The sequence below is a fragment of the Nitrospira tepida genome (genome assembly GCF_947241125.1).
Lineage (GTDB): Bacteria > Nitrospirota > Nitrospiria > Nitrospirales > Nitrospiraceae > Nitrospira_G > Nitrospira_G tepida.
In genome coordinates this window covers 3,966,943-3,980,996 of sequence record NZ_OX365700.1, presented here as the reverse complement: position 1 = coordinate 3,980,996, position 14,054 = coordinate 3,966,943, and the positions used below count along the sequence as shown (strand labels likewise).

Genomic DNA, 14,054 nt, shown 5'->3' with positions numbered 1-14,054 from the left:
CAAAGGGCCAACACGTTCGGCTGCTGGCTCACCAGCCTGCCCGTTCCCACGGCCGGTGGTGAGCCGGGGCGAAGAGCCGGACCCCCCTCCGCTTGAACAAGGGAATGAGCAGCATCCCGGCGACAAATCCTCCGATATGGGCGAAAAAGGCCACGCCGCCCCCGCCTTCCGGCCGGCCGAGGCTCGACCCTCCGCTCAACAGTTGCATGGCAAACCAGAGTCCGAGGACCATCCAGGCCGGCACGTAGAAGGTTCGCGCGATAAAGCCGAGCGGGATGAGCACCAGGACTTGCGCGTGCGGAAATAGCAGGAGATAGGCGCCCAGCACGCCGGAGATCGCGCCGCTGGCCCCCACCATCGGGATCGTGGATGCCGGATCGATCAAGACGTGCGAAAGCGCCGCGAGGATCCCGGATAGTCCATAGAACAGGATGAAGCGCAGATGGCCCATGGCATCCTCGACGTTGTTGCCGAAGATCCAGAGATAGAGCATGTTGCCGATCAAATGCATCCAGCCGCCGTGGAGAAACATGCTGGTCACGAGCGTGGCATAGGCGGGGAGTCCCGCCAGTTCAGGCGGGAGCGAGGCCTGGCCGGTGACCACGGCAGGAACAGCACCGTACTGGAAGACAAAGGCTTCGCTCGGCCGAGCCGGCAAGCTGACCTGGTACAGGAACACCGCGACGCAGGCCGCGATCGCTGACACCGTGATGATGGGGGGCCGGTCGGTCGGGTTATCGTCCGACAGGGGGATCATGCGGGGCGGGGGATTGAAGATGTGCCTGGCGGAGCGGATGAATCCCTGGATCCCGGTTCGCGCCTGGTCGGACCGGCCGGCGGTCCGACAAAATTCACCTCCGGAGGCGGCATGCCGTCCGGCCCAAGGGGGACCGAGAATCCTGCCGCGTGGGTGTGGCCTCCGCCGCCAAGCGAGGCGGCAAGGCTGCCGACGTCCACCCCATCCTCGCGAGAGCGAAAACTGCAATAACGGCGGCCGTTCCGATCGTGCCAGATGATGCAGAAGGGGTAGCCGACCGACAAAAGTTCGCCGATTTGGCTGGTCAGCACCGCGCTCTGCACGGCGGGCACCCGATAGCCGTGGAAGGTCACCAGGACCGCGTGCGCGGCGATCTTGCGGACCAGTTCCCGCTCGTACCGCAAGATCGCGGTGCCTTCTTGAATGAGCCGTTCCTGGTCGAAGCGATCCCACACATGGAAATCATACGGATAGGCGGCGATGGCCGCGCTGACTTCGCGGCTGGATGGCAGCGCCCATTCCCAAAGATCCTTATCCTGGATATACCGGAGCAGCCAGGGCGCGGGGCTCCGGTGGGCCCATTCCCAGGCCAACACGGCGCCGGACTTCCGTTGGTCAAAATAGGCGTAGGGGAGGCCCTCGAGCGCCTGCTGCGCCGTGATGTGATGATCCAGGACGAGCAGGGCCTTGCTGTCTGCGGCCAGGGTTTCCAGGATCGGCCGCGGGTAGCTGAAGTCCACCATCACGACCTTCAAGGCCGACAGGCCGGACGGGGGTGGTTCTCCATGCTTGACCGGAAGAAATCGCGCGGAGGGGTACCGTTTCCAGATCGCCCAGGCGGCGCCGAAGCCGTCGGCGCATTCGGCGTGATAGAGCACGATATCGGGCATGAACGTCGGGACTGTGCCGGCCTGTGTCATACTGGGAAGATCAGCTTATCATGCGGCGTGTCAAACGCCAACCCGTCGAGCGTCGAAACGCTCGACGGGTTGCATGTCGGGCAACGCGCGCGGCTTACGGCAGCTTGTTGAGATGGTCGATGAGCTGGCGCAAGCGCCCGGCGCTCCGCCGATTGAAGGTAAAGACGAGTCGGGGGAGGTCGGACAGCGCCGGTTCATCCAGTTCTTCCGGCAGGGCGCCTCGCTGCAGGAACAGGCCTTCGGATAACAGGTCGGCAAATTGCTCCTGGATGGCCGCGACCTGGTCGTTGGAAATGGGACGTTGAAGGCGCATCGCCAATTGGCGGCCGACAAAACGCAGCGAGTGATAGGTCCGGTAAAACGTCTGGATTTCGTTCACCGCCTCATCTTCGGATTCGGCGATTCGGAACAGGCTGAGATCTTCGTGGTTGACCAGGCCTCGGCCGAGGAGGTCATCTTGAATGAAGTCGTGCCAACGATGCCAATAATTGCAGCCGGGCGTCTGAAGGCAGACGATGGGCTTGGGGTCGCTCTTTCCAGTTTGCGCCAGGGTGAGGACTTCGAACCCTTCATCGTGGGTGCCGAATCCTCCGGGGAACAGGGCGATAGCGTTGGCTTCCTTTTGAAACATCAGTTTCCGGGTGAAGAAATACTTGAAGGTGATCAACTTGGGATCGTCGGCGATCGTGGAGTTGGCTCCCTGCTCGAAGGGGAGCATGATGTTGACCCCAAAACTGTGCTCCCGGCCGGCGCCCTCCTGGGCGGCCCGCATGATGCCGTCCGCACCGCCCGTGATGACCATGTAACCGTGAGCCACGATCCGTTGCGCGAAGCGGGAGGCCAGTTGATAGAGCGGGTCGTCGGCCGGCGTCCGCGCCGATCCGAACACGCTGACCTTCGGGCGGTTGCGATAGTCGCGAAAGACCGCGAAGGCGTGGCGGAGTTCTTTCATCGCCCGCGTAATGATTTTGAGGTCCAGCAGATCCAGTTGGGCGTCGTGCAATTTGAGGACGTTGGCGACGATCTCCCGCATGAGCGCCATGCGGAGATCGTCTTCGCGACCGTCCAGCAACGTCTGAAGTTGCGAGAGCATCTCTTCTTTCGAGGGCAACACTTTTGGGCGCATTGCGATATCCTTGTCAGTGGACGATGAGTCGTTGTCGGGACAACGCCGACATCGGTTGAGGGCTTCATTCTACCAGGTGGAGAGGCGTCTTCAAGAAAAGATGTTGTGTCGGGAGCACGCCGGCGGCGCGAGCGGTCAGGAATCGGATGCCGGTTGCCGAGATACCCAGTCCCGAATGCGGGTTTGGTCGGAGGCGTTCAAGTGTGTAAATTGGACGGTGAAGGACAGGCCGCGCGAAGCCTGCGGCGTGCCTTCGTCGGATAGGGTCGCGACCTTTCCATACACAGTCATGGAGTCCGAAGTGTCCGGCAAGGCAAAGACGAGCATCACCTGCGTCCTCTGAGGCAGCATCAATGGACACTCCACTGTGGCCGCGAGGTGACTGATCTGCGTCAGAGTGGCCTGGTGTCTGGATCCGTCCGACTTACTGTCGATGAGCGTCACCACGGCCGGGATTCTCACGGCGCAGTGCTTGGCGACATAGACCAAGTCGCGGGCCCGCACGATGCCGACCGGCTGTTGATCTTTGGTGACCACGAGCAAGGCCACCCCCGTGGCGGCCATCATCGTGGAGGCCTCGTCCAGGGGCCGATCATATTCAATGGTCTGAACCGGCCGCGACATGATCGATCGCACCTGGACGTCTTGGGGCTCCAATCCTTGCGCCACGACTTTTTTCACGATGTCGGTATAAGTCATGATGCCGACCCGCGCGTCCGTGTCCTTCACCAGGAGGCAGGGCGCCTGTTCCTTTTGCATCAAAAAGGCGGCCTTCGCGACCGTGATATCGCCGGGAACCTGGATAATGCCGGGTGTCATCATGTGAGAAACCGATGTTGGAGGGGCCCCCTCGCTGGAATGCGACTTCATAGTGCCAGCCGATTTCTTCACAGGGGTTTCGTGCCCGCGAAGGCCCGTCCAGAGACGATTTGTGGCTGTGCGACGCTGTTGTAGAGACAGTATATCAGACGAGCACAGGCGACCCGTCGGGCGCGCGTGCCTTGCGAAAGGGGCTGGTTCGCCTTTAGACTTCGCCTGTTCGGAGGTCCAGTCTTGTCGATTCCGACGTGGCCCATGAGCATTGTCATAGCCGAATTTCGTCAACGAGTCGAGGGAATTGCATTCCAGGGAATCGGACTGTCTGCGGATGCCTATTCGCCGGACATCTTTGAACTGATGGATTCGCTCGCAGCCGGGTCGATGACGCCCGGTTATCTGGAAGTGTTCAGGGCCGCGACGCCCATGCTGGCGGCGATCCGGCGCCGCTATCCGTCCGTTTCCTTGCCCTACCACGCCGAAGGGCTTTGGTGGACGGAACCGGACTGGCGGGAACGGCCCGGAACGGCGATGGAACTTGACCTCGTCGTCGAGCAGGCGCGTACCTTGGGCAGCCCGTGGATCAATCACGAGTGCGCCAGCAAGCGCCTCGGCCCGTACGCCTTCGGCACCTACCTGCCGCCCTTGTTTACGACCGACAGCGCGCGTCTGGTCGCTCGACACGCCGCGATCGTGCAACAGGCGCTGGATTGCGCCTTGGGAAGCGGGCGGGAGGACGGGCCATTGGTGCTGCTGGAACTGCCGCCTCTGACCTATTTTCGCGCCGGAGATTTGAGCGCGGCGGCCTTCTTCGCCGAGATCGCGCAGAGCTGTCCCTGCGGGTTCGTGTTGGACATGGGGCACCTCTGGACCCATTACCGCTATAGCGCCGTCACGAACCGAATTACGCTATCGGAATTTGTGGCCGGCTTTCTGGACGAATTTCCCCTTGAGCGCGTGGTCGAAATTCACGTGGCCGGTCTCTCGTCCCATCCCGTGGTTCCAGCCGGTCCGATCGCGCTTCATCCCGACCTCCCGCTGTGGCTGGACGACCATGCGGCGCCCATTCCGGAGATCCTCTACGACATGTTGGAACAGGTGCTCGCCCGTCCGAATCTGAACTCGCTCAGAGCGATGGGGTTGGAAGTGGATACAAAGCCGGTGGCGGCGATTGTTCGTGAATTTGAAGACTTTCTGCTCCGGTTTGGCAGCATGGTGGATGCGGATCGGCGCCGGGTTTTGGAACAACGCTGCCCGAGCGATTCGTTGCCGAACTTTTCGCGGTCCGTGACGACCGGCACGCCAGAGGCCGATGAACGGCTGGCGGAGGCTTCCCGTCGGTATGCGGATCTGATCGTCGGCATGCCGGGGCCGAATGGCGCGATGCCTGCGCTTCCGGAGATCGATGACGCGCCGCTCCGGTGGTATCGCGAAGGCTATCTGCCCCACGAAATTCTCATCTGGGGCGGCGATCTCCGTTCCATGTTTCCTCGAACCTGCGAGCGCCTGCGCGAAGCCGCGCTGCCATTGGAGGACTTTGTTTCGTTCTGGCTGGCCTGTCGCGAAGAGCTTCCGGCTCCGTTTGATTTCTTCCTGCTCAAGCTTGAGCGGTTCACCCGCTTCGTGTCGGTACGTTGTCCGGCGGCCGGGGAGCTCGTGCGTCAGGAGGCGGCGGAATTGCGGGATGCTTATGAGGCCGCCAATCTTCCGGCGGGATGCGAGTCACCACTGTCCCTGACGGGATGGAAGGCCGAGGCAGGTCGATGAACTTCTGGCAAACCTTGCCCCGGCCGATTTTTGGACTCGCCCCGATGGACGGCGTGACCGATGCCGCGTTCCGCCGCATGGTCGCGCAACAGGGACCGCCGGACGTGATGTTCACCGAATTTACCCATGTCACGGATGTCTGCCGCGGAGCGGACGTCACGATGACGCCGCTGATATATGGAGAGCAGGAACGTCCCGTCGTGGCCCAGCTCTATGGAAAGGACCCGGATCTGTTTTATGTGGCCGCCCAGGTCGCCTGCGAATTGGGGTTCGACGGCATCGACCTCAACATGGGTTGTCCCTCCCGCTGTGTCGCCTCCTCCGGTTCGGGCGCGGGGTTGATCCGAACCCCGGATCTGGCGCGGGCCATCATCCGGGCCGCCAAGCAAGGCATTCAGGATTGGGCGCAGGGGCAAAGGCTGGAAGGGCTGGGGCTCAAACCGGCCAGGCTGTCGTTGATCGAACGGATGAATCGGGCGCGAGGTGCCGGCGCGCCGCCGGCGCGCCGGCCGCTCCCCTTGTCGATCAAGACCCGGCTGGGGTGCGACGATGTCGTCATCGATCAGTGGATCGGGCTCCTGCTGGATGAATCGCCTGCGGCGATTACCGTCCACGGGCGCACGCTCGCGCAAATGTATCGCGGCGAGGCCGACTGGCAGGCCATCGCCAGCGCGGCGCAGGCGGCTCGCGGGACCGCCACGCTGATTCTCGGCAATGGAGACATCCGGTCGCTGGACGAGGCAGTGCGCCGGATCGATGACAGCGGAGTTCAGGGCGTCCTGGTGGGCCGGGGTACGCTGGGAGAACCCTGGTTGTTTCGTGAGAAGGAGTCGGCTCGACGGGGCTTGGCCGGACCGGGTTCAGCCGAATCGCGCCCAAGTCTTCATCCCGAAATTTCGCTTCGGGAACGGATTCAGACGCTCCTGGCCCATGCCCGACTCTTTGAAAAGTTGTTCGGTCGCGCGCGATTTCCGCATATGCGGAAACACCTCGGTTGGTACTGCAAGGGATTCCCTCATGCCGCCGCCGTGCGGGCGCAGATGGTGCGCATGAACGGCGTCGACGAGGTGGCTGCCGCGCTGGCCGACATTGTTCCCCACGATCCCGCTCCGGACAACGTCGCCTGCCGCGCTGGATCCGAACCGGACACGAGAGCACTCGTGCCGGCCTGTCCCGCGTAAGCTTCGATGCGAGTGATCTTAGCCTCGACCTCACCCCGCCGGCGCGAGTTGCTGGCGCTGCTGGGTCTTCCCTTCGAAGTACAGGCGCCGTCGTTCGACGAACGGCTTCTTCCGGGCCTGCCGGTGGCGGACCTCGCGGTGGAGTTCGCCTGCGGCAAGGCCCGCGCCGTCGCGCGGCTGGCGCCCGACGCGGTCGTCATCGGAAGCGATACGCTGATCGAGATCGATCAGGAAGCCCTGGGGAAGCCCGAAACGATCGCGGACGCGCGGGGGATGCTCCGGAAATTAAAGGGGCGGCGGCATCGGATCCACTCGGCGGTGGCCGTCTGTGTGTCGGACCGTCGGTTTGAGGAAACCGCGCTTTCAACGGTGCAGGTCTGGATGAAACCGTTCAGTGATGCCGACTTGGAGGCTTATCTCGCCTCCGGAGAGTCGATCGGAAAGGCGGGCGCCTATGCCATCCAGGGATCCGGGGTCCGGTTGATCGAACGGATTGCCGGCGATTACACCGCAGCCGTGGGGCTTCCGCTGAGCGAGACGGCGGTCTTGCTGGAGAAATGCGGGCTGTCCGTTCCGACTGACCTGCGTCACCTGTATCGATCCCGTCCCTACGCCAACTGGTCCCGCTTTGCCTGAAGGGGGCGGCGCGGGCCACGTTGCAACCATCACCCACTTCCCCTACAATGCGCCCGATTTCATCGGCTGCTCACCTGACTGGTGAGGAGTCTCCAGCCAGGGGAGGCAAGTATGTGCCCTGAGAGGTTTCGACGATCAGATTCGATGATCAGGCCCGTGTCCCTGTTGTTGGCCGGCATCGCGATCCTACTGGGCGGAATTCCGCCGGCTCACGCGATCGACGTGAAGTTGTCCATGGAAGAGGCCAAGAAGGCGTTGGAGGAGGGCCGCCTTCCCATGGAAAAGGCATTGGAGAAGGACGAGAAGACTTCACAGGAGGCGGTCAAGAAGATTGTCCAGCAAGCGTCGGTCAAGACCCGGGTGGGAGCCGATCCGGAAAAGGACCCTTGCGGCGCCAGCGTCGTGCTTCGAACCAAGCGCTATCGTCTCGAAGCGTTCGGCCGGCAAGAAGCCATGGAATCGAAGAAAAAGCAGCAGGACGTTCGGATGCCCGATGAATACATCAAGAAAGTCGTCGATATGCCCAATCTGGAAGTGGAAGTGCAACTGTGCGGGGACGACGAGTATTTCGCCGAGGGGGCGAAGATCGCGTTCCAGCAAGGGGGCAAGAATATCGAGCCGGTCGATGTCAGCCAGGCGGATCGGGGAAGAAAAAACGAGGGCGACGGACCGGCCTACCGGTCGAGGTTCACCGCGCGATTCGCCTACGACACATTTGATCCCAATGCGAAGACGAAAGTGTTCGTCATCTTTCCGGACGGCAAGATGACCGAGATCGACGCGGATTTTTCGAAAGTGAAATAGACGCTGTCGGTCGTCGGACGCCAGGGTGTTCGGCATGCTTGTGCGGCCCCATCTCCAGACGGTCGGCATCGGACCCGCCGTAGCCGTCGCTTGTTTGTGTGTCGGCATTCTCATGCAGCTTCTGGGTGTCCCCACCACCTTGTGGGACCTCACCCTCGACTTGGATCCCGGCGAGACCGCCTCCCCGGAAGGGTTCACGATTCTTTCAACCGTTCCAGGGGTCTTCCCCGGCGACAGTGGCCCTCAGGTTGAAGATGTGCCCAAGCGCTTCGCCAGTCTGATGTTTGACCTTTCTGTGTTTCGTCCACCCGTCTGACCCAATTCAGTCAGTCCAAATTGTCGGCCCCGTGGACTTGCGCGGGTCGTGATGGGCTTCTGCCGGTGATCACTGGCGGAGCCCGCGTTCTCGCGCATGAGACGCGGACCTATCGGCCGGGTCGTCCGGCCGGCTTCCACCGGGAATTCGCACGCACAAACCTATGAGGCAACATTCAGTGGAGAGACAGACCGGACGACACCGGGTCTGACGGTTACGGACGGTTACGGATTGGGCCATCCGGATGAAGAGCGCCGTGCCCTATTTTTAATCGGTCATCATGGTTGAAGAGCTGTTTGACACGACCGACCGATGGTGACCTGGCAAGTGGACGCCAAGAGATGATCATGGGCGCCGGCTTATCTCAAAGCCCATGGAGAGCTTGCGCCGGCCGTGACGGCGATCCTGCGAAGTCCGGACCGTCGGGCCGCCGCGGCCGACAGGCAGGCGCAGGGGGTCATATCCACGTGGTCCACGGATCTGTGAATGGATGAAAGGAGATCGGCATGGGAGGGCTTCACCAGGTGTTGCATTGTTCGCTCTGTCGAAAAATCAAAGACATCCAGGTGGATCAGGTCGATGGCGGGGAATGGACTGCGCTGGAACGCTATCTCCAACGGTATGAGGTTCGGCCTTCCGACCTGGTCCTGTCTGAGACGTTTTGTCCACACTGTCTCGTATTTTATGATCAACTGATGACCTATGGAAAACCGAACCATCCTGAATTAGTCTGAATATAAGCTTTTGAGGCGGTCAGGCTGTAATGCACCCCGATCCGGAGGATAAGACAATATGATGAAAACAGCATCGACGGAGTGGCCAGGACTCCTCGGACTTGTGGTTGGTGGTCTGTTCCTGTGGGATGCCTCGACCGTCCAAGCCTATGAGGCGATGACGGTCGGAGACGGTGGCCGGCTGGTCGGGAATGTGGTGCTGGAGGGTGATGTTCCCAAGCCAAAAGGGTATAACTTGACCACATTGCCCGATCCGATCTACTGCGGACGCATTTCAGACGGTCAGGGATGGAGGCTGCTTCAGCCCTTTCAAGTCGGCGATCAAGGAGAGTTCCGGGAAGTGGTCGTCTTGATCGATGGGATCGAAAAGGGGAAGCCGTTCACCGAGTTCAAATCGCCGAAGATCGAGGCGATCGATTGCCGGTTCCTTCCCTTCGTGAGCATTGTTCGGGATCGTGACGAGGTGACGGTCGTCAACATGGACCCCGCCATGCATGACATTCAAGCGTACGAGACGTCCCACCTGGGGCCTCGTGTGCTGTTCAATGTCCCGCTTCCGATCAGCCCGCGATATCCTCGGGAAGCCAACCTGAGCGCCCACTTCCACAAGCACTTTCCAGGAGAGCCCATGACTCAACAGGTCCGCATGAGCCGAGGACGGCGGGTCTTTCTGATGCAGTGCGGATTTCACGCCTATATGGAGAGCTGGGGGCTGACGGTCGAGAACCCCTACTATGCGATCACTGATCAGAGGGGCCATTTCGAGATCGATCAGATTCCTCCCGGCAAGCACAAGATTGCCGTCTGGCATCCCTACATTGGGGGGATGAAGGAATTTGATGTGACGATTGAGCCTGGCCGGACGGCCAAGCTGGAGATCAAGATTCCTGCGCCGACCGGGCGGCTGTATGCCAATCAAATGGTCGACAACCCGTACATGCGATACAACATTACCGAGGATGCGCAGAGCCAGATCGTGCCGACCCTGGAGAAGCAACGGTACTGAGTTCCTTCATTCGGACAGGCTCCTGGGGCTCGGGTAACCTCCAGATCCACCTTGACACTGTGTTCCGTCTCAGCTTAGGCTTGCCGCCGCTTTTACCATTTCGAACCGGGGGGCCGGCTCGGTTCCGCCTTGGGTGTCAACCTCATCCAAGAGGGTGAGGTCCCGATGGGTACTGCCCAGCAGCGGTGGTGGGACCGGCTCAGCATCCAAAAAAAGGTTTGGGTCGTCCTCCTCTTAGTCGTTGTTCCGCTGGTCGGTGCTCTGGCCACTCACATTGTGCTTGTCAACCAACTGCTTGCGACAGAAAAAACCCGTCACGATTCCGTTCTCGCCCGCGAGCAGACCCAAGTCTTGCGGCGACTTACCGTCGACATCGAAGATGCCTTTCGCGGCTATCTTCTCACGCGCAATAAGGCCTTTCTCACGCCCATGAAGGACGCCGAGCAGAAACTCGACGGGGCGGTCGCGGAGTCGATCGTCCGACTTCGCCGTGTGCCCCAGGTCTCGGCGGATCTGACCGCGGTTGGTGCGAGGCTCCGCGAGCTGTTGGCGTCCAAGCACGTCCTCTTGGCCCGCATCGAGCGCGGCGAGACGGCTGCGGTGTTGAAATATGTCAGTTCAGGCGAGGGGTTGGCTTTGTCCGATCACCTACGGACCGAGTTGCGTCTCTTGGAAGATCAGCTTGAACAGCATATTGATGAACTGGAGGGGGAGGCCGTCAAATTGTCGACCGAGACCTATTGGGGGCTCGTCGCGGTGCTGTGTTTGGGAATCGGCTTGGGAATCGCCGGTGTTCGGTTGCTCACGCGCTCCCTGACGGAGCCGCTCGGGTCCGTGCGTGTCGCTCTCCGACAAGTTGGGAAAGGCGAGCATGAGGCGGGAGCCGCCGCGCTGCAATCCGTTCGGTCCGGCGATGAGATCGGCCAATTGGCGAGATCCTGCGAGGATATGATCACCCGGATCCGCGCTCACCTGCGTGAGCTGGAAGTCATTCAGCAGATCGGACATGAGATCAATACGATCGGGCCGGACGGATTGGAGGGCGTTCTCAAGCGCATCACCGATCAGGCCGTGCAACTGACGGGCGTTGATGTGTGCCTGATCCTGTCGCGGAACGACCGTATGGGCTGTTGGATCATCGAGGCGGCATCGGGCGAATGGAACGACCAGTTGCGGAAAACCGTGCTGTTGTGGGAGGAGCTTCCGGTTTCCGTCCAGGCCTACGAATCCGGCAGCGCCGCAATCGGAGAAAATCTCCGGAACGATACCCGTCCCGAGGTCATGCGGCGAAATCTCATCGGGAACAGTATGTTGGCCATCCCGCTTCGCGCCGAGGGAAAGCCGTTCGGGGTGCTGGCTCTGCTGCGGGACAAACCGGCGGCCGTGGACTGGAATATCCGTCTCTCCGTCAGCCTGGCCGAAGAGGCGGCCGTGGCCATTTCCAACGCGCGGCTCTATGACGCCGCTCACGAAAAGGAACAGCGGGTCAGCGCGCGGCTCCGAACGCTGGAACACATGGCCGAGATGCTCGCTCACGATCTGAAAGGTCCCGGAGAGCGGATGGGCGAGTTGGCGGCGGTCCTGCGGCGAACGCATCATGGCCAACTGGATCAGCAGGTGGACAAGTGGCTGCGTTTGATCGAGGACAACAGCGAAGAGCTATCCGATCGCATCGAGAGCCTCCTGGCGCTTGCCCGGGTCGGAGGACGTGCCGCCTCGGTCGAGGCGGTCGATCCGAATCTGGTCCTCGATCACATTCTGAAATTGCGGGCCGGTGAACTGGAAAAGCATCGAATCCGGATTGAGCGGCACAATCCTTTTCCGATCATCGCCGTTCACCGCGCCTACCTGCATCAGGTCCTGGACAACATCCTTTCCAACGCCATCAAATTCGTCCAAGGGGTGCCCGAGCCACGGATTGTCGTCTCAAGCCACGAACAGGGGAACCTGGTCTGTTTCACCGTGGCCGATAACGGGCCGGGCATTCCCGACAAGCTGAAGGAGAAAGTGTTCGAGCCGTTCGTCCGCCTGCACCCGGCCAACGTGAAAGGAAGCGGTATCGGCCTGACGATCGTCCGGCGCATCGTGGATTTGTACGGAGGCTCGATCTGGATCGAGGATGCGCCAGGAGGAGGCTGCCAGGTGAAATTGACCCTTCCACTGCTTGGTGCGATGACCGCCTCGACTCGGCCCACTGAAACCGAGATGGTGAGATCGTCCTCTTCTCTTGGAGGGTCTGTATGAACCAGGAGACGGGCGACCGCCCGAGTTCCTCCGTCCGCGCCGCTCCGCCGTTCACGATCCTGGTGGTCGATGACAATCCAGGCGACACCGAGCTGATCCTCCATGCATTGGAAGAGGCTGATCTGAAGGCGGTCGGCGGCGAGCTCCAGATCGAAGTCCGAGCGACCGCCGAGGGCGCGCTCAAGGCGCTGGAAACCCAACCGATCGACCTGATCTTGACGGACCTCGTCCTACCCGGCATGGATGGGCTTGATTTGGTCAGCCGGGTGCAGGAAATCGACCGCAATCTCCCGGTGCTGCTGGTCACCCGTCTCAACGCCGTGGATCAGGCGGTCGAAGCTATGAAGCGCGGCGCCTATGATTATGTGATCAAGCCGGTGAATGCCGACGATCTGGGCATGCGCGTGCATCGGGCGATTCGCTTTTCCGAAATCTTACGACACAATTCCGCGTTCGAGCGGCGGTTCTCCAGGGAAATGCAGATTGGTCAGTTGGTCGGCGTCAGCGCGGCGTTTCAGGCCATCATGAACCGTGTGAAGGAGGCCGCGCAGGTTCGATCCACGGTGTTGATCCAGGGGGAGACGGGCACCGGAAAGGGCCGGATCGCCAAGGCCATCCATGAGGCCGGGCGCGAACGCGACAAGCCGTTTCAAGTGATCGACTGCGCGACGTTTCCTGAAGGCATGATGGAGAGCGAGCTGTTCGGTCATGTGCGCGGGGCCTTTACAGGCGCCATTGCGGACAAGCCGGGATTGATCGAGTTGGCCCACGGCGGCACGGTGTTTCTTGACGAGATCGGAGAACTGCCGCCGGCCTTGCAGGCCAAGCTCCTGCGAGTGCTCGAAGACAATGAGGTACGGCCGGTCGGCGGGACGAGGATCAAGCGCGTCGATATGCGCGTGATCGCGGCCACGAATCAGGACCTGGCCGAAAAGGTCCGGGCCGGGTCGTTTCGGAAGGATTTGTATTATCGGCTCGCCGTGATCACCATTGACGTTCCGCCGCTCCGGTCGCGCGTAGAGGACATTCCGGTCATCGCGCGGCACCTGCTGTCGCAGTATGGTCGCGAAATGGGGCGGGGACGGACCTCCTTCGATCTGTCGGCGTTGGCGGAGTTGGCGAGCTACGCCTGGCCGGGCAACGTGCGTGAGCTGCGCAATGTCATTGAGCGGGTGCTCATGTTGGCGAAGGGAGAGCAGATTACGGGCGAGACGATTCGGCCGCTGCTGCAGGGCTCCGTGAAGGATTCCCAGACGTCGAGCTATTGCGACCTTCCCTATGGAGAGGCCAAGCAGCGTGTCGTGACCGAATTCACCACGCAATACCTTCGTGCCAAGCTGGCCTTGTCCGGGGGCGTGATTACCAAGGCCGCGGAGAGCAGCGGCATCCCCCGTCAGCATTTCGCCCTGCTCATGAAACGATTTCTGGGACGGGCGGATACCTAGCCAGCGACCCCCCATGTTTCCACGTGGTAATCCACGGTGGACCACCTCCATCCTGTAGTCTTCTTATTTTGGACTTCTGGCGTTGCCCTTCGGTAACGTCCGAAGCGTTTCCAACCTCCATCCCTTGATTCAGCGGATCAGCCAGGTCCCTCACGCTCGCCCGCATATCCAGTCATGCAGGCCAAAGTTCTTGATTTGATGAAGCTAAAACGCGAGCCACGGCTCTTGCGCATATGTCCATGTGCGCAAGGCGAGTTTTGCGCCGCGGCCTAGTTCGTTCTCTCCCCCTCGATCAGCCTCTA

12 protein-coding genes are annotated in these 14,054 nt (G+C 61.4%); 8 read left to right on the top strand and 4 right to left on the bottom strand.

Annotation, left to right across the window (positions count from 1 at the left end; genetic code table 11):
- Positions 1 to 28: 28 nt before the first annotated feature.
- The 4 genes from QWI75_RS18885 to QWI75_RS18870 form a co-directional block, all read right to left on the bottom strand.
- Entirely contained in the window at positions 29 to 757 is a 729-nt protein-coding gene (locus QWI75_RS18885; protein WP_289270708.1) for a rhomboid family intramembrane serine protease, read from the bottom strand.
- Complete coding sequence (locus QWI75_RS18880; RefSeq protein ID WP_289270706.1) at positions 754 to 1,677, bottom strand: DHHA1 domain-containing protein; 924 nt, start codon at positions 1,675 to 1,677, stop codon at positions 754 to 756. Before QWI75_RS18880 ends, QWI75_RS18885 begins: the two co-directional genes overlap by 4 nt.
- 94 nt (positions 1,678 to 1,771) lie before the next feature.
- Positions 1,772 to 2,803 (bottom strand): LOG family protein, encoded by a 1,032-nt coding sequence (locus QWI75_RS18875; RefSeq protein ID WP_289270704.1) that lies wholly within the window; start codon positions 2,801 to 2,803, stop codon positions 1,772 to 1,774.
- A 135-nt stretch (positions 2,804 to 2,938) separates the two neighbouring features.
- Positions 2,939 to 3,625 carry a CBS domain-containing protein gene (locus QWI75_RS18870; RefSeq protein WP_289270702.1) on the bottom strand — a complete coding sequence of 229 codons (687 nt, stop codon included), beginning with the start codon at positions 3,623 to 3,625 and terminating at the stop codon, positions 2,939 to 2,941.
- Between the two features lie 252 nt (positions 3,626 to 3,877).
- On the opposite strand from QWI75_RS18870, the gene QWI75_RS18865 reads away from it, so the two are divergent.
- The 8 genes from QWI75_RS18865 to QWI75_RS18830 all read left to right on the top strand — a co-directional run bounded on the left by QWI75_RS18865 (position 3,878) and on the right by QWI75_RS18830 (position 13,752).
- Complete coding sequence (locus QWI75_RS18865) at positions 3,878 to 5,386, top strand: multinuclear nonheme iron-dependent oxidase (RefSeq protein WP_289270699.1); 1,509 nt, start codon at positions 3,878 to 3,880, stop codon at positions 5,384 to 5,386.
- A complete protein-coding gene (locus QWI75_RS18860) occupies positions 5,383 to 6,567 on the top strand; it encodes a tRNA dihydrouridine synthase (protein WP_289270697.1) in 1,185 nt (394 codons plus the stop codon). The genes QWI75_RS18865 and QWI75_RS18860 overlap by 4 nt, the downstream gene beginning before the upstream one ends.
- Positions 6,568 to 6,573: 6 nt before the next feature.
- Entirely contained in the window at positions 6,574 to 7,203 is a 630-nt protein-coding gene (locus QWI75_RS18855) for a Maf family protein (protein ID WP_289270695.1), read from the top strand.
- A 144-nt stretch (positions 7,204 to 7,347) separates the two neighbouring features.
- On the top strand, positions 7,348 to 8,007 hold the full coding sequence (locus tag QWI75_RS18850; RefSeq protein ID WP_289270693.1) for a hypothetical protein: 660 nt from the start codon (positions 7,348 to 7,350) through the stop codon (positions 8,005 to 8,007).
- Positions 8,008 to 8,829: 822 nt separating this feature from the next.
- Positions 8,830 to 9,057, top strand: a complete 228-nt coding sequence (locus QWI75_RS18845) for a hypothetical protein (protein ID WP_289270691.1) — start codon at positions 8,830 to 8,832, stop codon at positions 9,055 to 9,057.
- A gap of 58 nt (positions 9,058 to 9,115) precedes the next feature.
- Positions 9,116 to 10,063, top strand: a complete 948-nt coding sequence (locus tag QWI75_RS18840; protein ID WP_289270689.1) for a carboxypeptidase-like regulatory domain-containing protein — start codon at positions 9,116 to 9,118, stop codon at positions 10,061 to 10,063.
- Positions 10,064 to 10,228: 165 nt separating this feature from the next.
- The gene (locus tag QWI75_RS18835; protein WP_289270687.1) at positions 10,229 to 12,307 is read left to right on the top strand and encodes a CHASE3 domain-containing sensor histidine kinase; all 2,079 of its coding nucleotides are present in this window, start codon (positions 10,229 to 10,231) and stop codon (positions 12,305 to 12,307) included.
- Entirely contained in the window at positions 12,304 to 13,752 is a 1,449-nt protein-coding gene (locus QWI75_RS18830) for a sigma-54-dependent transcriptional regulator (protein ID WP_289270685.1), read from the top strand. The genes QWI75_RS18835 and QWI75_RS18830 overlap by 4 nt, the downstream gene beginning before the upstream one ends.
- Positions 13,753 to 14,054: the final 302 nt, after the last annotated feature.

Coding starts and splice junctions, on each gene's coding strand:
- QWI75_RS18885 (WP_289270708.1), bottom strand. CDS start 757: ATGATCCCCCTGTCGGACGATAACCCGACCGACCGGCCCCCCATCATC.
- QWI75_RS18880 (WP_289270706.1), bottom strand. CDS start 1,677: ATGACACAGGCCGGCACAGTCCCGACGTTCATGCCCGATATCGTGCTC.
- QWI75_RS18875 (WP_289270704.1), bottom strand. CDS start 2,803: ATGCGCCCAAAAGTGTTGCCCTCGAAAGAAGAGATGCTCTCGCAACTT.
- QWI75_RS18870 (WP_289270702.1), bottom strand. CDS start 3,625: ATGATGACACCCGGCATTATCCAGGTTCCCGGCGATATCACGGTCGCG.
- QWI75_RS18865 (WP_289270699.1), top strand. CDS start 3,878: ATGAGCATTGTCATAGCCGAATTTCGTCAACGAGTCGAGGGAATTGCA.
- QWI75_RS18860 (WP_289270697.1), top strand. CDS start 5,383: ATGAACTTCTGGCAAACCTTGCCCCGGCCGATTTTTGGACTCGCCCCG.
- QWI75_RS18855 (WP_289270695.1), top strand. CDS start 6,574: ATGCGAGTGATCTTAGCCTCGACCTCACCCCGCCGGCGCGAGTTGCTG.
- QWI75_RS18850 (WP_289270693.1), top strand. CDS start 7,348: ATGATCAGGCCCGTGTCCCTGTTGTTGGCCGGCATCGCGATCCTACTG.
- QWI75_RS18845 (WP_289270691.1), top strand. CDS start 8,830: ATGGGAGGGCTTCACCAGGTGTTGCATTGTTCGCTCTGTCGAAAAATC.
- QWI75_RS18840 (WP_289270689.1), top strand. CDS start 9,116: ATGATGAAAACAGCATCGACGGAGTGGCCAGGACTCCTCGGACTTGTG.
- QWI75_RS18835 (WP_289270687.1), top strand. CDS start 10,229: ATGGGTACTGCCCAGCAGCGGTGGTGGGACCGGCTCAGCATCCAAAAA.
- QWI75_RS18830 (WP_289270685.1), top strand. CDS start 12,304: ATGAACCAGGAGACGGGCGACCGCCCGAGTTCCTCCGTCCGCGCCGCT.